A 19,339-nucleotide genomic window follows, 5' to 3' on the forward strand; every position below is an offset into this window, starting at 1 on the left:
AGCAATCCGGTGTACACTTCTTCAGGAACGATTCCCGCTTTCTTATAAGCGTTTTTGAAAGTGTGTGCCAAACTTCCTTCACCGATACTTCCTTTACCACGACGGAGATAATTGTCTTCCATCTGATTCATGTACTTTTGGCGAACGATAAACATTTCCGAGAGATCATATTCTCCTTTTCCCATTCGGAGCAGTTCCGACTCCATGAAAGAAGCGGTGGCAAAGCACCAGCAGGTTCCTGTGGAACCCTGATCTTTAACAGGCGTTGCTTGGTGAGATACAACGGTTGTGAACTCATAACCGGGTGTTTGTGCAAAAGAGGTTACGACCAATAAGAGGAGCGCAACCGACATAAATAGCTTTTTCATAATGTGTTTTATTATCTTTCTTCTGCAAATGTATAAAAAAAGCGAAGATACTCGAAAGTTCCTCGCTCTATTTATTATAATTAGTGTGTTTATTTACATGGCAACCTGCTGTGACAGCAGTTTTTGAAGTTTACCGTTTAATGTTTGGCACATGGCACCATTTCCCATTGCTTGATAGCGTTTAATACGGTACTGTAACATCATAATTTTTTCATTTGCATTCTTTTTCATAATTTGTTTCCTCTTTTTTTGCCCTCCACGTTTTGAAGAGCGGTTTTACATCTTGTTTTCTCTAATAACACTGCAAAGATACAAATTGTTTTCGAATTATATGCTGTAAAACATAAAAATCTTCTTTTTCTTTTGAATTTTCTTTTTATAAGGGTTCGAACACGGTCTATATTACAAACCTGTTACAAAATTCCCGGATTTTCCCATCAATGACAATATTATTCTTATCTATCACATTTTTATGTACTTATCTAGGTATTCAGAAAATATTCTTCTATTTTTGTCAGTCAGCAACCTTATTAATAGAATAAACCAAACACTTATATGAAAACATTCACCCATCTTTTGTGCGTCCTGATTTTGTCGATTGTACTGTTTGCTTGTAACAATGCTCACTTCCTCAAAGAAGAATCCTACCGGAATCAAGTAGCTCAAGACTTTGAGCAGAAAAAACAGGCACTTCCTCATGGAGATTTATTTGCGATCTTTGCCGATTCTATTTTGTCAGTCTACGAGCGCGAAGCATTGATGTTTCTCTACGCTTATATGCCGATAGGGGACGTGACGGATTATCCGGGAGATTATTACTTGGAGAATGTCCGGCTGTCGAAGCAGACACGTGACGAGATGCCTTGGGGTAAAGAGATTCCCGATGAAGTGTTCCGTCATTTTGTTCTGCCGCTCCGGGTGAATAACGAGAATTTGGATGATTCCCGTCGTGTGTTTTATGGTGAACTAAAAGACAGGGTGAAGGGACTGCCGATGAAAGACGCGATATTGGAAGTGAACCACTGGTGTCACGAGAAAGTGGTCTATCGTCCGAGTGATGCGCGCACCAGCTCACCATTGGCATCTGTCAAAACAGCGTATGGACGTTGTGGCGAAGAGTCTACATTTACGGTGGCTGCGCTCCGGGCAGTCGGTATTCCGGCACGGCAAGTGTATACGCCCCGCTGGGCGCATACGGATGACAATCATGCTTGGGTGGAAGCATGGGCGGATGGACATTGGTACTTCTTTGGAGCTTGTGAACCGGAACCGGTTTTGAACCTGGGATGGTTTAATTCCCCTGCCAGTCGGGGAATGTTGATGCATACTAAGGTTTTCGGACGTTACAACGGTCCGGAAGAGATTATGCTTGAGACACCGAATTATACGGAAATCAATGTGATTGATAATTATGCCCCTACTGCTAAAGCTATCGTAACGGTGACGGATGCCGAAGGTCAACCGGTAGCAGATGCCAAAGTCGAATTTAAGATATACAATTATGCGGAGTTCTATACAGTAGCCACGAAATATACAGATGCAGAGGGGAAAGCCAGCCTGACTGCCGGTAAAGGAGATATGTTGGTTTGGGCATCCCGCAACGGACAATTTGGTTATGCCAAAATCTCATTTGGAAAAGATGATGCATTGCAACTCTCTTTAAATAGGAAAGAAGGTGAAGCCTATTCCTTGCCAATGGATCTTGTACCTCCGGTGGAAGGAGCGAATATTCCCGAAGACACTCCCGAACAACGGGCGGAAAATGATCGGCGGATGGCGCAGGAAGATTCAATCCGCAATGCGTATGTAGCAACAATGATGACGGAAAAACAGGCCAAAGAGTGGATAGATAAACTATATGGAAATACCTTACAATCGGAAAAGAAAGAAAAATTAGTAAACTTCCTGGTTGCTTCGCGAGGAAACCACCAAACCTTGAAAGACTTCCTTTCGCCTATCCGAAAAGAGAAAGACGCTGTTTCATGGGAAGAAATACGGGCTATATGGATATTAGAGAGTCTTTCGGCTAAAGATCTCCGCGATGTAACTCTAGATGTATTGAATGATCATCTGCTGACTAATATCTCGGATTGGGAGAAGATAGAGACTGATTTATTTAAAAGAATGTACCTCAATCCTCCTCGTATAGCTAATGAGATGTTGACTCCTTATAAAAAGGAACTTCGTGAAGCCATTGAAAAAACAGTGTACCAGTCTGTGCCCGATAGCATGAAACGTGATCCCAAAGTATTAATAGAATGGTGCAGAAAAGAGATTAAAATCAATAATGAACTGAATTCTCAACAGATTCCTATCTCTCCGATGGGAGTATGGAAAGCACGGGTGGCTGATGAAAAGTCGCGTGATATATTTTTTGTGGCAGCTTACCGGAGCATGGGATGGGCGTCCGCTGCCTGGATTGATGAAGTGACCGGAAAGGTGCAGATTCTAAATGAAGAATTTGCAAAGGAAGATGTCAACTTCGATACGGCAGAAGCTGCACAGTCTCGAAAGGGAGTGTTACAAGCGACTTACACGCCTATCCGTTCTGTGGAAGATCCTAAATATTATTCGCATTTCACTCTTTCCAAGTTTAAAAACGGCACATTCCAGTTGCTTAATTATGACGAAGGAGAGACGGATATGGGGGATGGAACTACCTGGCGTAATTTATTAAAATATGGGAGAGAGCTTGATGAAGGCTATTATATGATGGTGACCGGAACTCGGTTGGCAAGTGGCGCGGTGCTTTCCAACAGTACATTTTTTACTATAGAACCCGGTAAGACAACCACCGTTGACCTTGTGATGCGTGAAAGCAAAGATCAGGTGCAAGTGATCGGCAATTTTAATTCGGAAGCGACCTATCGTCCGGTTGACAGCACTGAACAGCGGAGTATCCTGCAAACCTGTGGACGTGGCTATTTTGTAGTAGCTGTGCTTGGAGTAGGGCAGGAACCTACCAATCATGCGCTAAGAGATATAGCCGCTTTGGGCAATGACTTCGAACAATGGGGGCGTAAGATGGTCTTTCTTTTCCCTTCGGAAGAACAATACAAGAAATTTAATGCCGACGAATTTAAAGGACTTCCGTCTACCATCACCTACGGTATTGATGTCGATGACAGCATCCGCAAAGAAATAGTGCAGGCTATGAATTTGAACAATTCTATTCTGCCGGTATTTATTATTGCAGATACATTTAATAGGGTAGTTTTTGTTTCTCAAGGATATACAATCGGTTTGGGTGAGCAATTGATGAAAGTTGTACATGGGTTATAGAAAAGAGGAGGTATACAATAATCGTTAATTCTTGCCCTTAATGCGTTTTTTCGGAAAAGAATGATTATCATTTCTTATTATATAGTGGAGATAAACAGTCACCTATATTCTTTTGTGTAAAGTTTCGATCGTCTCTTTCACTCTTCGCACGGAAGTCACATTCCGTTCGTATTCATTGATGTGTACCGTACCTCCCATGGAGATGGCTTCATTTTTGAATATCATTTCGCTCTGAATACTTTCACGTGCCGAGAAATGAAACTCGTTGATTCCGGTTTCTGCGGCAATGCGTGCGATATTATTTTCATTTACTCCGCATCCGGCGAGTAATGTGATTCTTCCGGCAGCCTGTTTCTGTAACTCTTTTAAAAGGGGGATTCCCTGTTCAGCCGTAGGTTGCTGGCCGGAAGTCAGAATACGGTTACATCCCAGTTTGATGATCTGTTCCAATGCTCTCTGCGGGTTACGGCATACATCAAATGCCCGGTGAAAAGTCACAGATAGCCCTTGAGCAGCTTCCATTAGTTTCTGCATTGCTGGCAAGTCTACTTCACCCTCTGCTGTCAGGCAACCGAATACCACTCCGTCTGCCCCTAATTTCCGTGCAATTTCAATATCTTTCAGCATTGTCCGGATTTCGATATCCGAATACAGAAAATCTCCTCCACGAGGCCGGATAATAACGTGCAGGCGGGTATGAGTCAGTACTTCCCTTGCGATGGCGATCTCACCATAGGAGGGCGTTGTTCCACCTTCCGGTATTCCGGCACACAGTTCCACACGGTCTGCACCACCTTTCTGTGCGGCCAGGCAACTTTCCACTGAATTGGTACAAATCTCAAATTGATACTTTCCCATAGTCGTGTATTAAAAAAGGGCGAATTTCTTCGCCCTTATATGAATCTTCTTTTGAATCGTTACGTTATTTAGCGAAACTTACCGCACGTGTTTCACGGATGACGGTAATCTTCACTTGTCCCGGGTAAGTCATTTCATCCTGGATCTTCTTGGCGATTTCACCTGACAGGCTTTCTGTCTGCTTGTCGTCAATCTTATCTGCACCAACGATAACGCGGAGTTCGCGTCCTGCCTGGATAGCATACGTCTTTGTTACACCCGGATAAGCCATTGCCAGCTGTTCGAGATCGTTCAGACGCTTGATATAAGCCTCTACGATTTCGCGGCGTGCGCCCGGACGTGCACCGGAGATGGCATCACATACTTGTACGATAGGAGCCAGCAGACTGGTCATTTCTGTTTCGTCATGGTGAGCACCGATAGCGTTGCAGATATCCGGTTTTTCTTTGTATTTCTCGGCAAGTTTCATACCCAGCAATGCGTGTGGCAATTCTGGTTCTTCATCAGGCACTTTACCAATATCATGCAGCAAACCTGCACGTTTTGCTTTCTTCGGGTTCAGTCCCAGTTCTGATGCCATCACAGCACAAAGATTGGCTGTTTCGCGTGCATGCTGCAACAAGTTCTGACCGTATGAAGAACGATATTTCATCTTACCGATGATACGGATCAATTCAGGATGCAGACCGTGGATACCCAAGTCGATGGTCGTACGTTTACCCGTTTCGATAATTTCTTCTTCCACCTGTTTGCGTACTTTAGCTACCACCTCTTCGATACGGGCCGGATGGATACGTCCGTCAGTCACAAGCTGATGCAGGGCCAAACGGGCAATTTCACGGCGAACCGGGTCGAAGGCAGAAAGAACGATTGCTTCCGGAGTATCGTCTACAACGATTTCAACACCGGTAGCAGCTTCCAGAGCACGGATATTACGTCCTTCACGTCCGATAATACGTCCCTTGATTTCATCCGATTCGATATGGAATACTGTAACAGAGTTTTCAATGGCAGTTTCCGTAGCCACCCGTTGGATAGACTGGATAACGATACGTTTGGCTTCTTTGCTGGCAGTTAATTTAGCATCATCCATAATGTCGTTGATGAATGATTGTGCCTGCGTTTTAGCTTCTTCTTTCAGTGATTCTACCAGGCGTTCTTTGGCCTCTTCGGCAGACAATCCGGAGATTGCTTCCAGTTTATCGATTTCCTGCTGTTGCAGTTTATCGAGTTCTTCTTTTTTCTTGTCAACAATCACAAGTTGCGCTTCCAGATTCTCTTTTACCGCTTCGGCTTCCATCTTTTTACGTTGGATTTCTTCCTGACGCTGGCTAAGTACCATTTCACGTTGCTTCAACTTGTTTTCCGCTTGCTGAATCTTCTGATTCCGCAATGCTACCTCCTTTTCAAGGTCTGCTTTCTTATTCAGGAATTTCTCCTTCACTTCCAGCAGCTTGTTTTTCTTAATTACTTCCGCTTCCGTCTCCGCTTCTTTCAGGACATTATCGTATTTGGATTTCAGTACATACCGGAATAGTATATATGAAAGGACTCCTCCTACGATGAAGCAAGCAATTGCTGTTGCTATTATTGCTATCATTCTACATTTAATTTAAGTATATAAATAAAAACGCACCGCCAAATATCAAAGCAATTATTTTTGCTTGGATATTGTGCAGTGCGTGGTTGTTTTATCTCTTATCAGCGAATAGCCAGTCGGGATTTATTCTTCCTTAAAATAATCCTCCAGCAATTCTGTCAGTTCTTTTACCTTCTCCACATAGGGGCTGGTATCATTACGTTGCATCAATTGCAGTCTCTCTAACGAGAACTGATAGGCTACCATGGCAATAATTTTTTCGGGTTCCAGATTTTTATAGACTTCCCGATACTTATTAAGCCTGATATTTACCTGCTTGGCGGCTTCCCGTACCATTTGTTCTTCCTCGCGGTTGATGGTTAACGGGTAGTTTGAGTCTGCTATCTGCAGGTTTATCTTTATTTTATCGTTCATACATCTTCTTCTTATTCATTCAACAAAGCGATGCATTTATCGACTTCACGCACTAATTTTGACAATCGCAGCTTCGTCTCTTTTACGTCGCTGCCGTTAAGGCTGATTGCCGTAGCTGTTTTTAGGTTTGTATAGCTGACTTCCAATTCATCGTATTGAGCTTGTACCTTCTCGTTTTTCAGCTTTTCATTTTCGAGAAGCTTCTTCAACTCGGCATTTTCACGCTTAAGTTCATCGTGCAAATAAATCAAATGCCGTAGTTGCGTTTCAAAGGAATTCAATAACTTTTTTTCTTCTTCTGTCATCACTACACCAAAATTGTACACAAAAATACGATTAACTCTGATATTACAAAAACTTTTCGGGAGAAAATGTTCTTTTTAGCCTAAATTAGCTATGAACGGAGGGGAAAGTAGAGTATTGCATAGGAAGCAAATACAGCCTGCTTATAATATTATGGTATATTTTAAATTAATGCGAATTAGTAATTGAAAATGAATTGTCATTCATTTTTGTACGATTCTGAATCATTACAAAATCGATTAAATTTTTCTACTGGGTATTTATTTTCAATCTTTCTATTTCTTCTTTCACCTTTTCTCTGTCTCTTCGATGAATAAGGAGTTTGCGGGTGAAGAGTAACAATTTCACCATCTCTTCACCTGTAGCGAGTAGTTTCAAAAATAGTTTCAAGGCTTGAAACAATCTGTTTCACACCGAGAAACACTTCGTTTCGCTACTTGAAACAAAGTGTTTCCCGCCTTGAAACTTTTAGTTTCAAACAAGGTTGAAACTAATTACGAAATAGCTTTACTAATTTTACTCAATGGTGGAATCTGGAGGCTGCAATTTGATTTGATTCACGATGAAGAGCAGGTGAAGGGGCGGCTATTCACCTACAAACTGCTTGTTTATCGGCCATACAGAAGAAAAGTGAAGGAGCTGGAAGAATTGGACGTATTATAGAGAAAGAGCATTGAATGATTCAAAACTATATAAATCTGAATTCTTCTTTTTTGTTGGTATCGTAAAAGATTACTATTCAGCAAACTTTTGTAACTTCGGTATGTTTTTCAGGAAAGTATTAAGATATAATATCTGGTAGATAAGTCATTAATATACCTCCAAACGTGGCGTCGATGCACGCATTTTGATTTCCGCATCCAACACGATTGAATGATTGGGAGATGCCGGATCTTTGATTTTCTCTAAAATAAGTTCGGCAGCTTTTTTCCCCATCTGGTACAAAGGCGGTTCTACTGTAGTCAATTTGGGATAGACTATGTTGGAAAGTTCAGTTCCTGAAAAACTGGCTACGGCGATTTCTTCGGGTATTTTTTTTCCAAGTTCCCTCAATCTGTTCATAGCTCCAATAGCCAATGTTTCCGTAAAAGCGAAAATAGCATTGAAAGGAATATTTCTTTCCACTAATATATCCGCTGCTTTTTTCCCTTCTTCAAAAGTCATACCGGTTTTTATCAGCATATTATTCTTATCAAAAGGAATCCCGAATTTAGCCAAAGCGTCTTTGTATCCTCTGACACGTTCTATGGAGTTGTAAATATCGTCCGGTCCCTGTATATGAACAATCTGTTTGCGTCCGCTTCGGATCAGACTTTCTACGAGAAAGAATGACTTCATATAATCGTCCACTATTACTTGCGGAACTTCAAGTCCATAGGGAATACGATCATAGAACACCATAGGCATTCCCGCTTGCTGTAAACGAGCATATTCCTCCTTATTCCTTTTATAACTGCAAAGACAGATGATGATGCCATCCACCATGAATCCTTCCATCAGTTGCAGGTTCTCTTTTTCTTTTTCCGGATCTCCTCCCGACTCTGCAATAATCACCTTTATATTTTTGGTGTGAAGCACTTCTTGTATGCCGTTTATTACTCGTGAAGCAAACGGCGTAACCATTTCAGGAACGATCACCCCCACGGTATTGGTATGTCCGTATTTAAGGTTGATTGCTACAGGGTTTGGTCTATATCCCAATCTTTTAGCTGCTTCTATCACCTTTTCTTTCGTTTCTTTACGGATATTCTTGTCATCTCCCAATGCACGAGATACAGTGGAGACGGATATTGACAAATGTCGAGCGATGTCTTTTATGGTTATATACTTCATGCTGAATGATTGTTTAAATCAAAGCAAAGATATTGATTTCAAACAATAAATCCTAATATTGGAGTAAAATACGAATCCCATTTGCCTTTGTGTAATGCTTTTGTAACGTTTGCAGATTTTGGGAACGTTCCCGCAATCGTTTGCAGGCAAAAGAGTTAGGAAAAAACTTTTTTTCAAGCTCTTGTTCTTTATCTTTGCTACATCAACATGATGTCGAACTAAAGAAAAAGAACTATGAAAACACACCTCTTTTCTTATAAGTGCGGTCGAAAGCACATCAAAGTTTACCATCTATTTGAATTGGTAATAATTAAAGGATAAAAAACGGTCATGGACAAGAAAGTACGAAGTATAGAAATTTCGAAACGGGTTCCAATTGTGGGCAACTACGATGTAGTTGTCTGCGGTGGCGGACCAGCTGGTTTCATTGCGGCCATTGCGGCTGCTCGCAGTGGTGCGAAAACTGCTGTTGTGGAACAATATGGTTTTTTAGGTGGAATGGCTACAATGGGGCTTGTTACTCCTTTGAGTGTTTTCACCTATAATAATGAAAAGGTGATAGGCGGTATTCCATGGGAATTTATCGAACGGCTGGAGAAGATGGGAGGCTGTATCATTGAGAAACCTCTTGGCAATGTAGCTTTTGATCCGGAGCTTTACAAACTTTTATGCCAGCAAATGATGCTGGAAGCCGGCGTGGATATGTATATGCACTCTTACTTAAGCGGTTGCCAGGCAAAAGACGGCAAAATATCCTGTATCCTCTTTGAGAATAAGAATGGGACAGAGGCCATAAGTGCCGATATGTATATCGACTGCACTGGGGATGGTGACCTTGCCGCTATGGCGGGTGTTCCGATGCAAACAGATGATTGTAAACCGCTGCAACCTCTTTCCACCTATTTTATATTAGGCGGTGTGGATACAGATTCGCCCATGATAATCGATGCCATGCACCATAATAAACAAGGGCAGAATTGTCATTGCATTGCAGTTCGTGAGAAACTTCTAGCAATGAAAGAGAAGCTTGGCATCCCCGAATTCGGAGGTCCTTGGTTTTGCACCACTCTTCGTCCGGGCGAAGTAACGGTTAATATGACCCGTACTGCAGGAAATGCCATCGATAATAGAAATTTTACCGCAGCGGAATGTCGCTTACGGGAAGACGTATTTAAAATAGCACGAATCTTTAAAGAGAACTTTGAAGAGTTTAAAAACAGTTATGTGACGACCGTCGCCGTACATGCCGGTATTCGTGAGACACGTCGTATCAAAGGTGTACATACCATTACAGCAGAAGAATATGTGAATGCTTATAAATATCCTGATAGCATATCACGCGGCGCACATCCTATAGATATCCATGTGGCAGCAGGTGCGGAACAGAGCGTAACTTTCCTTAAAAAAGCGGCGTATGTACCTTATCGTGCTCTTATAGCTGAAGATTTCCCGAATCTGCTCGTAGCGGGACGCTGTATTAGTGCTGATAAGACTTCCTTTGCGTCACTTCGCGTTCAGGCAAGTTGTATGGGGGTAGGACAAGCCGCAGGAGTAGCAGCCGCACAATGTATAAAGGCAGGTGTGACCGTACAAAAGGCTGATATTCACAATCTCATAGAGGAATTGAAGAAACTTGGAGCAATTATATAAAGAAGAACCAGAATATGGAACAGTTAGATTATATTATTATTTTACTCTACTTTCTCGGACTGATTGCCGTGAGTGTTGTGATGTCCCGGAAAATTAAAAACTCCGAAGATATGTTTATTGCCGGGCGAAATTCTTCGTGGTGGCTGTCGGGAGTCTCTTCCTACATGACTATCTTCTCGGCAAGTACCTTTGTCGTTTGGGGAGGCGTTGCTTATAAATCGGGACTTGTTGCGGTAGTTGTTGCACTTTGTCTTGGCGTAGCATCGTTTATTGTCGGTAAATGGATCTCGGGCAAATGGCGGGAGCTACGTATCAAATCGCCGGGGGAGTTCCTTACCATCCGGTTCGGACATCGCACGGTAAGTTTTTACACGATTTCAGGAATTATAGCCCGTGCGGTACATACGGCAGTGTCTCTGTATGCGGTAGCGGTTGTGATGTGTGCATTAATCAAAGTCGATGGTGGCAGTATTTTTGCAAGTACGGGTATGATGGGCGATTCACCGATGGGTTATCTAAGTATTTGGTGGGCGCTTCTTATCCTTGGTGCCATCGCTCTTGGATACACCATTGCCGGAGGATTTCTTGCGGTACTAATGACTGATGTAATTCAGTTCGGAGTACTTCTGGCCGTGGTTGTATTTATGATACCTCTTTCATTTAACGCGGTAGGAGGCGTAAGTGCATTTATCGATAAGGCCAGTGAGATACCGGGATTCTTCTCGGGCACATCTCCGACCTATACATGGGGGTGGCTTTTACTGTGGATATTTCTCAATGTGTCTATGATTGGCGGTGACTGGCCGTTTGTACAGCGATACATAAGCGTGCCTACTACAAGAGACGCAAAAAAGAGTACTTATTTAATCGGAATTCTTTATCTCGTCACTCCTCTTATCTGGTATCTTCCTACCATGATTTATCGTGTGATGGAACCCGGACTTGCGCTTGATTTGGATGCAACCACAATGACTTTCAACGGCGAACACGCTTATGTGAATATGAGCAAACTCGTGCTTATGAAAGGAATGGTCGGTATGATGTTGGCAGCGATGCTATCGGCTACATTGAGTAATGTTTCGGGCATTTTGAATGTATATGCCAATGTATATACTTATGATATTTGGGGACACAAAGAGAAAAACCGTCAGGCAGATGAGAAAAAGCGTATCAAGGTAGGACGTCTCTTCACATTTGTCTTTGGACTTGTGATTATCGCTTTGTCAATGCTCATCCCGTTTGCCGGAGGTGCCGAAAAGGTGGTAGTAACCCTTCTTACTATGGTGATGTGTCCTTTATATATTCCGTCGATATGGGGACTGTTCTCGAAGCGGCTGACAGGCAACCAACTTATTTCTGCAATGATTCTTACCTGGCTCGTTGGTATTATGGCTCGCGTCATAATTCCCGCCTCCGTTATTAGTCCAAGCCTTATAGAGTCAGTTGCCGGTTGTGTACTTCCTGTACTTATCCTTGCAATTATGGAAGTTTGGTCGGCACGTAAAAAGTATGAAGACAATGGTTATCAAGCCATTTGTGAATATACTGATCCTGAAGCCGATCGTGAACCGACATTAAAGGAGAAGAAAGCGGTATTAATCTATTCACATTTGGCTGTTAACTGCTTCTGTATTACCATTGGTGTCGTTGCGCTCTTACTGATTGGTCTGCTTATTGCCGGCGATCCGAAGACCCTTGCGGTCAAAGGAATTGTGATAGGAAGTATCATACTGATGATTGCCATGATACTTGCTTATGTGATATACAGAATTATATATGCAAGACGTCTGAAAATGTCTAGCTAGTCAATTATTAATAACCCTAAATACTAATCAAATGAATCTAAAGATGTTATTGTTTGCAAGTGTGTCGCTTGTGCTTTTTGCATCTTGTCATAACTCGGATGATCCGTATATGACACTCGCGACAAAGACACTTGATGTAGAAGCAGAAGGTGGACTTTTCACTGTTGACCTTTCATCTAATGTCTATTACAGAGTCAATAACGATTGTCAGACCGATGGAAGCGATAGCCATTGGGCAGTTGTTGATTCGCATGAGACACAAGGTGAGATTACTAAATTTACAATCAAAGTCTCTGAAAATTCGTCGACTAGTTCACGTGTCGGTGCCATTCGTTTCATTGGCGATGATGTAACTCCTCTAAAGCTGGTTATTACCCAAAAGATGATTGTTCCGAAAGGTATCAGTCCTATCACCGAATCGATTGACGCAACTACAACAGAATCTTCGTTCAAAGTCTTTGGCGATAAGGAGTGGAAGGCTGTGTGTACAGATGCGGATGTGACCGTTTCTCCTGCAAATGGGGTAGGCGAATGTGATATTAAACTTACTTTCCCGGAGAACAAGACATTTGCCAAACGGACAATTAAAGTAACGGTAACCATCCAGGATGATACAGACTATACCTATACTCTTGTACAAGATGCTTTCTCGGGCATTTTGGCTGATTGGGACTTGAAGAGTTTAACTGCCAACACAAGTGGAACATTTGCTGATGATGAGGCACAATCGGTATTCCCGGGAACCAATGGCAAGTATATTGCTCCGAGTGCCGGAAGTGGTAAGATTGAGTATTGGGCATGTGACCGGACAGGTTATGTAGAGCAGAAAGTCGTATGCAGCCGTGCCGTGGGTGCTAATGGTGACCCGTATGTATCAGGAGCTATTCCGGGTGATTATTGGTATGTCTATGGGGATATGAAAGGTACGACCATTCCTGCCGGTACCAAGATACACTTCTATTTTGTGACCAAATTAGGAACGATGTGTTCCAACTACTGGATGATCGAATTCAAGGATGGAGAAGAATGGAAACCGGCTCTTCCGACTTCGACTCTTCAGGAAAGTGCGACAGAGACACTGTCGGGTGCACCTATCAATTACTCGGTGACTATTACCTACAACTTTGCGGGAATGTTGCTCGATAGCAGTAACAATGGCGCATATATCCCTGCCGAAGGAGTATTTACCACGACTAAGGATATGGATGAGATTGTGTTAAGATTCGGACAGGCAGGTCGTTTATGTCTTAATGGCGCCAAATTCGCTGGAAAGTATATCGACTGGACACATGCAAGCGGCCAGACACGTTTTTCAGCGCAACATCCGAGTAATCCTGAAACAGGTGCGGCAATCAAAGAGTATAACCAACATGTATTGCTTGAAATCGTAGAATAAAGAGTATGAAAAAAAGTATATTAAGCCTGTTATTGGCATGTTTCCTGCAAATCAATCTGGCTTTTGCACAGAATGTAATGAAGGGTGTCGTTAGCGATGCCAATGGTCCTCTTGTCGGAGTGGTGATCCACGATAAAGACAATGCAAAAGGTACTACCTCCGATATGTCGGGAAAGTATGCGCTCAATGGCGCTGAATCAGGCCATACAATAGAATTCCGTTATCTTGGTTATGTGACCGAGTGTGGTATGGGATGGTAAAAGTGTAGTAAATATAAAACTTAAAGAGGATGCTGTACAACTTGAAGAGACGGTTGTTATCGGCTATGGATCTGTAAAGAAGAAAGATCTTACAGGTGCGGTCGGTGTAATCAACAGTTCGCTTATCGAGAAACAGAGCACGTCTCAACTTTCACAATCTTTGCAAGGACTGATTCCGGGACTGACGGTTACCCGTTCGAGCAGTATGCCGGGAGCGAGTGCTACGGTTCAGGTGCGTGGTGTGACAACAATGTCTGATTCGAGTCCGCTTATCCTTGTCGATGGTATGATGGTCAGTAGCCTCGACAATATAGCAAGCGAAGACGTACAGCAGATTACTGTACTTAAAGATGCAGCTTCTGCATCCATCTATGGTGCCCGTGCTGCTGCCGGTGTTATCTTGATAACGACTAAGGAGGCAACCGAGGGACAGCTTTCGATCGGTTATAACGGAGAGATTTCGTTGTCTTCTCCTACCGAATTTCCGAAATTCCTGACAGACCCTTATCACTACATGACAATGTACAATGAATGGTCGTGGAACGATGCCGGTAATCCTGCGGGAGGCGAGTTTGCCAACTATTCACAGGACTACATCGACAACTATGCTACCAACAACAGGTATGATCCCATTCAATATCCTATCTATGATTGGAAAGACGCTATTCTTTCGAATACCGCTATGCGCCATAAGCACAACTTGACCATGACGTATGGCAACAAGGTAATCAAGAGCCACACTTCCGCTACCTACGAAAATGCCGACGCTATCTATAAAGGTTCAAACCACGAAAGAATCTCTATCCGTTCGCGTAATAATCTGAAGATTAGTGATAAGCTCTCCGGTTCTATCGATTTCTCGGTACGTTATGCCACGAAAAATGACCCGACTTCCGGTAGTCCGATTCGTGCAGCTTATATGTATCCTTCCATTTATTTGGGACTTTATCCGGACGGCCGTGTAGGTCCTGGTAAAGACGGCAGTCTTAGCAATACGCTTGCCGCCTTATTGGAAGGCGGAGAGAAGAAGACTGTATCCAACACAATGACCGGTAAATTCTCGTTGAGCTATAAGCCCATAAAAGATTTGACCCTTACTGCCAATCTGACTCCTACCGTCGGAACTGTTTCGATCAAGGAGATGAAGAAAGCCATACCTGTTTACGATGCATACGAAACCGATGTTATGCTGGGATATGTTTCAGGATATACTTCCAATTCGTTAAGTGAAGAACGCCGTAACATCAAATCATTGGAGAAACAATTCATCGCTACATACGACAAGACCTTTAGCAAGGTACATAACTTCAATGCCATGGTCGGTTATGAAGATTATAGTTATACGTATGAAACGATGTCGGGATCGACCAACGATATATCTTTGTCTTCTTTCCCTTATCTTGATTTGGCGAACAAGAATGCTCTTGCCGTAGCCGGCAATTCTTATCAGAATGCATACCGTTCATTTTTTGGCCGTGTCATGTATAATTACGACAGCCGTTACTACCTCCAGCTCAATGCTCGTGAAGACGGATCTTCACGTTTTCACAAGGATCACCGTTGGGGATTCTTCCCGTCCGCATCGGTGGGTTGGGTCATCTCTAACGAGAAGTTCATGCAAAACATAACCCCGATAAACTATCTGAAGTTCCGTGCCTCTATCGGTACGCTCGGTAACGAGCGGATTGGAAATTATCCTTACCAGACATACATATCGTTCAATAATGCCATTATGTATGACAGTGCAGGTTCTACGCCCCAATCATCGATGTCTGCCGCTCAACAGGATTATGCGTATGAGAATATCCATTGGGAGAAAACACAGAGCTGGGATATAGGTGTGGATGCCGCTTTCTTTAACAATCGTCTTGACTTTAGCGCAGACTATTATTATAAGAAGACAACAGATATGCTCTTGTCGGTGGCAATCCCGTCGTTTACAGGTTATTCGGCACCTGACAGGAATGTAGGTAAAATGCATACCCGTGGTTGGGAAGTGAAACTCGGCTGGTCTGACCGTATCGGAGATGTAAGTTATGCGGTAAGTTTTAATATCTCTGATTACAAGTCTATAATAGATAATCTTAATGGCAAGCAGCAGTTTAACAGCGATGGTACCATTATTACTGAAGGTGCAGAATATAACTCCTGGTACGGATATAAGACTGCAGGTTTGTTCCAGACCGCAGAGGAAGTCAGTGAAAGCGCTCTGCTTTCGGCTTCTACCAAACCGGGTGATGTGAAATATGTAGATGTCAGCGGTCCGGACGGCACTCCTGACGGAATTATCAATGAGACATACGACCGTGTAGTGCTTGGCAGCTCATTGCCACACTATCTATATGGAGGTTCTATTAGTTTGGGCTGGAAAGGTCTCTCCTTCTCCTTACTCTTCAATGGTGTCGGGAAACAACTTTCACGCCTCACCGAAAGTATGATTCGCCCCATGCAGGGACAATGGCTTCCGGCTCCGTCAGTCCTTCTGAACGACAATGGCAGCCGTAATTATTGGAGTGTGTATAACACTGCAGAGCAGAACGCGGCAGCCAGCTATCCCCGTTTGAGCCATCAGGGCGGTGAATACAACAACTACAAAATGTCGGATTACTGGCTCAAGAGTAGTGCCTATATGCGTATAAAGAATATCAACGTTGGCTATACAGTTCCTAAAAAAATCGTCTCTAAAGTCGGAATCAAGGGACTTCGGGTGTACGTCAATATCGATGATCCATACTGCTTTGATAGTTATCTTTCGGGATGGGACCCTGAAGCAGGCGCTTCTACCTATATCACACGCACTTATACATTTGGAGTGGATATCAAATTCTAATGGAGTATGAAAAAATTACATAATATGAAAAAAATACATGTATTGATTTGCATGATAGCTCTTCTATCTGTAACTTCTTGTGTGAACCTCGATCTGAATCCTCCTTCAGCCGCATCCAGTGAAAACTGGTTCTCGTCACCGGAGGAAGTTCGAATCTCATTGAACGATTTTTATCGCAGTACCTTCTTTGTTATAGAAGAAGGTTGGACGCTGGATCGTAATACGGATGACTGGGCGCAACGAACCAACATTTATACCATTGCGGCAGGTTCACTGAATGCGTCTTCTACAAGTAATCCTAACATCAAGACTGTTTGGAGTTACACGTATAAGAACATTAGTCGTGCCAACCGAATTTTGGAGGCACTCGACAAACTTGAAGGCAAATATTCCACCACTGAACTGAATACGCTTCGTGCCGAAGCCCGTTTTTTCAGGGCATTTGCTTATTCACGTTTGATTACTCTTTGGGGAGATGTTCCTTTCTACGTGACTTCGATTACTCCGGAGGAAGCATTTGAGATGGGGCGTACCGACAAAGCTGTCGTTCTGAAACAAATTTATGAAGATTATGACTATGCCGCAGAAAATTTGCCGGTCGCAAATAATAATAGCGGCGCCACCCGTGTGGACAAAGGAACGGCTTATGCTTACAAGGCTCGTACCGCTCTCTATCAACACGACTATGGGACTGCCGCAAACGCTGCGCAAGACTGTATGGATCTGGAAGTATATGACTTGGCCCCTGATTATGGAGAACTTTTCCGCGACAAGACAAGAGGAAGCAAAGAAGTTATCTTCTCTGTTGCTCACTCAAGCGACCTTGAGTTGGATGAAAACGGTAAACCTACTACACAGGCTATCGGTTCCTTTATTGCCCGTTCGGCAGGCGGTACACATAATGCACAACCTTCGTGGGAACTTCTTGCTGTCTACGAAATGACGAATGGCAAGACGATTGATGAACCGGGCAGTGGCTTTGATCCTCACGCTCCATTTGCCAACCGTGATCCCCGTTGCCTGGAAACATTTGCTGCTCCCGGCAGCCGTATCTATGGTATTGAGTGGAACCCTGCGCCAAACGCACTCGAAGTAATGGACTATACGCAAAATCGTATGATTACAAACAAAGATTCCAAAGGCGGTTCGGATGCTTCCAACTGTGCTTACAATGGTTGTTGCCTGCGCAAAGGCGCGCAAGAATCATGGCGTACTACTTTGTATAACGACAACCCCGTTATTCTCATGCGTTATGCCGATGTTTTGTTGATGTATGCCGAAGCTAAGATTGAACTGGGGGAGATTGACGCTACTGTCCTTGCTTGCATCAACGATGTCCGTGCCCGTGCTTATGGCACCACCCGTACACAAACCAACGACTATCCGTCCATCACGACAACCGATCAGACGGCATTGCGCAAAGTGCTCCGCCGTGAGCGTCGTGTGGAGTTTGCATGGGAAAATCTGCGCTATTTCGACTTGCTTCGTTGGCATCAGTTTGAGAATGCTTTCGGACACAATATGTACGGATTTACCCGTACAGCCAACAGGGCAAAGGAATACTTTGCGGCAGGCAACTGGTTTTGGCCGGAGACTCCGACATTTGACAAAGACGGATTTCCTTCTTTTGAAGCGATGGCCGACGGAACCTATATCGTCCAGCATGGTGAACGTAAGTATGATGAGAAGATTTATTTATGGCCATTGCCAAGTGATGATGTATTGATAATGAATGGCAAACTTGTTCAAAATCCAGGGTACTAACTTTATTAAATAAATGATATTATGAGCATTGGAGAAATTTTATTGCGCAGTCGCTATCAACCATTGAAAAGGGTGTTGAGCTATGATGTATTCAACACCGGCTTTAACGGCTGGATGACATTGATGCCTAACTTTACGGAATATCCCGATTTTGATGTTCCCAAGACATTGGTCAATAAAGACCAGTGGCCACCGGTCATGCTTAGTTCCGCTACTTTCAGGTATCCGGGCACTCACGGAGCTATGTCCGGCACTTACTCTCTTAAACTTTCGACAAGACCTGTTGCCGCTCCTTATACGGAGATTCCGGCGGAAGGTTGTCTGGGACATGCCATTAAGCGGCTTTCGTTCTCTCGTCCGGGCTGCAAATATTTGCAGATAGAATGTTGGTTTACATACACGGCGGAGCAGGATGTGGTGGATGGCGGTGACCGTCCGCAACCGGGTTTGCATGAGAGTTCCATCCGCGATTTTGGTATGGGATTCGATGTACAGGAGGGTGGAAAACGTTACCATGTAGGAATTCGCTATCTCAATGCAGTAGATGGCAAATTAATGCAGAAGTGGCAGTATGAACATTCCAATGAAGACATAACCGACCGCGATTGGGCTTATGGACTTGACGGAGACTGGTGTAAGAGGGGAGTCGATCCCTGGTGGTTCGGCCGCCGTTATCCTAATGGCGACCACGATGGGTTCAAGGATTTGAAAGATGGTCATCAGAAACTCATTTATAATGAAACCGACTGTAAACTCAATTGGCAATACATGCGTCTGAAACTTGACACAGAGCTTCGTGAATATGTAGAGTTCCAATGTCAGGACAAAATTTGGGATATGCGTGGCATTGCAGCCGATACCGTTGACGGATATGGACGCATCGACAATCTTATCAATCCTCTTTTCTGGGTGGGTACTGATACCAATCGTCGTGTATTCTTTTATATAGATTCTGTTGTTGTTTCACAAGAATAAA

At 43.4% G+C, this 19,339-nt stretch carries 14 protein-coding genes and 1 pseudogene; 8 read left to right on the forward strand and 7 right to left on the reverse strand.

What is annotated here, in order from left to right; translation table 11 throughout:
• Together BXY_RS16995 and BXY_RS17000 are read right to left on the reverse strand one after the other, a co-directional pair.
• Nucleotides 1–368 (reverse strand): C1 family peptidase (locus BXY_RS16995; protein WP_316927960.1); only part of this gene is annotated, 368 nt, incomplete at its 3' end.
• Nucleotides 369–461: 93 nt separating this feature from the next.
• Nucleotides 462–599, reverse strand: coding sequence for a hypothetical protein (locus BXY_RS17000; RefSeq protein WP_004301914.1), 138 nt, complete (start codon nt 597–599; stop codon nt 462–464).
• Nucleotides 600–923: 324 nt separating this feature from the next.
• On the opposite strand from BXY_RS17000, the gene BXY_RS17005 reads away from it, so the two are divergent.
• Nucleotides 924–3,650, forward strand: coding sequence for a transglutaminase domain-containing protein (locus tag BXY_RS17005; RefSeq protein ID WP_015532505.1), 2,727 nt, complete (start codon nt 924–926; stop codon nt 3,648–3,650).
• A 102-nt stretch (nt 3,651–3,752) separates the two neighbouring features.
• Here the strand turns inward: BXY_RS17005 and BXY_RS17010 are convergent, their stop codons facing one another.
• The 4 genes from BXY_RS17010 to BXY_RS17025 all read right to left on the reverse strand — a co-directional run bounded on the left by BXY_RS17010 (nt 3,753) and on the right by BXY_RS17025 (nt 6,827).
• Nucleotides 3,753–4,508 (reverse strand): copper homeostasis protein CutC, encoded by a 756-nt coding sequence (locus BXY_RS17010; protein WP_004313413.1) that lies wholly within the window; start codon nt 4,506–4,508, stop codon nt 3,753–3,755.
• Nucleotides 4,509–4,572: 64 nt separating this feature from the next.
• On the reverse strand, nt 4,573–6,108 hold the full coding sequence (gene rny / locus BXY_RS17015; RefSeq protein ID WP_004313412.1) for a ribonuclease Y: 1,536 nt from the start codon (nt 6,106–6,108) through the stop codon (nt 4,573–4,575).
• Nucleotides 6,109–6,231: 123 nt separating this feature from the next.
• Entirely contained in the window at nt 6,232–6,522 is a 291-nt protein-coding gene (locus tag BXY_RS17020; RefSeq protein WP_004304741.1) for a cell division protein ZapA, read from the reverse strand.
• An 11-nt stretch (nt 6,523–6,533) separates the two neighbouring features.
• Nucleotides 6,534–6,827, reverse strand: a complete 294-nt coding sequence (locus tag BXY_RS17025; RefSeq protein WP_004313411.1) for a hypothetical protein — start codon at nt 6,825–6,827, stop codon at nt 6,534–6,536.
• Nucleotides 6,828–7,284: 457 nt separating this feature from the next.
• On the opposite strand from BXY_RS17025, the gene BXY_RS17030 reads away from it, so the two are divergent.
• Nucleotides 7,285–7,488 (forward strand): hypothetical protein, encoded by a 204-nt coding sequence (locus BXY_RS17030; RefSeq protein ID WP_032811806.1) that lies wholly within the window; start codon nt 7,285–7,287, stop codon nt 7,486–7,488.
• Between the two features lie 147 nt (nt 7,489–7,635).
• On the opposite strand, the gene BXY_RS17035 is transcribed toward BXY_RS17030, so the two are convergent.
• The gene (locus tag BXY_RS17035) at nt 7,636–8,658 is read right to left on the reverse strand and encodes a LacI family DNA-binding transcriptional regulator (protein WP_004313409.1); all 1,023 of its coding nucleotides are present in this window, start codon (nt 8,656–8,658) and stop codon (nt 7,636–7,638) included.
• Between the two features lie 330 nt (nt 8,659–8,988).
• Between BXY_RS17035 and BXY_RS17040 the strand changes: the two genes are divergently transcribed.
• The 6 genes and pseudogenes from BXY_RS17040 to BXY_RS17065 all read left to right on the forward strand — a co-directional run bounded on the left by BXY_RS17040 (nt 8,989) and on the right by BXY_RS17065 (nt 19,338).
• On the forward strand, nt 8,989–10,308 hold the full coding sequence (locus BXY_RS17040) for an FAD-dependent oxidoreductase (RefSeq protein ID WP_004313408.1): 1,320 nt from the start codon (nt 8,989–8,991) through the stop codon (nt 10,306–10,308).
• 14 nt (nt 10,309–10,322) lie between these two features.
• Nucleotides 10,323–12,113 (forward strand): sodium:solute symporter family protein, encoded by a 1,791-nt coding sequence (locus BXY_RS17045; RefSeq protein ID WP_015532506.1) that lies wholly within the window; start codon nt 10,323–10,325, stop codon nt 12,111–12,113.
• Nucleotides 12,114–12,144: 31 nt separating this feature from the next.
• The gene (locus BXY_RS17050) at nt 12,145–13,509 is read left to right on the forward strand and encodes a BACON domain-containing protein (protein WP_134993232.1); all 1,365 of its coding nucleotides are present in this window, start codon (nt 12,145–12,147) and stop codon (nt 13,507–13,509) included.
• A 5-nt stretch (nt 13,510–13,514) separates the two neighbouring features.
• Nucleotides 13,515–16,599 (forward strand): annotated as a pseudogene (locus BXY_RS17055) (SusC/RagA family TonB-linked outer membrane protein).
• Nucleotides 16,600–16,623: 24 nt separating this feature from the next.
• On the forward strand, nt 16,624–18,363 hold the full coding sequence (locus tag BXY_RS17060; protein ID WP_008775556.1) for a RagB/SusD family nutrient uptake outer membrane protein: 1,740 nt from the start codon (nt 16,624–16,626) through the stop codon (nt 18,361–18,363).
• 21 nt (nt 18,364–18,384) lie between these two features.
• Nucleotides 18,385–19,338 carry a DUF6772 family protein gene (locus tag BXY_RS17065; RefSeq protein ID WP_004304775.1) on the forward strand — a complete coding sequence of 318 codons (954 nt, stop codon included), beginning with the start codon at nt 18,385–18,387 and terminating at the stop codon, nt 19,336–19,338.
• The last annotated feature ends 1 nt before the right edge of the window (nt 19,339 follow it).

The sequence above is a fragment of the Bacteroides xylanisolvens XB1A genome (assembly GCF_000210075.1).
Classification (GTDB): domain Bacteria; phylum Bacteroidota; class Bacteroidia; order Bacteroidales; family Bacteroidaceae; genus Bacteroides; species Bacteroides xylanisolvens.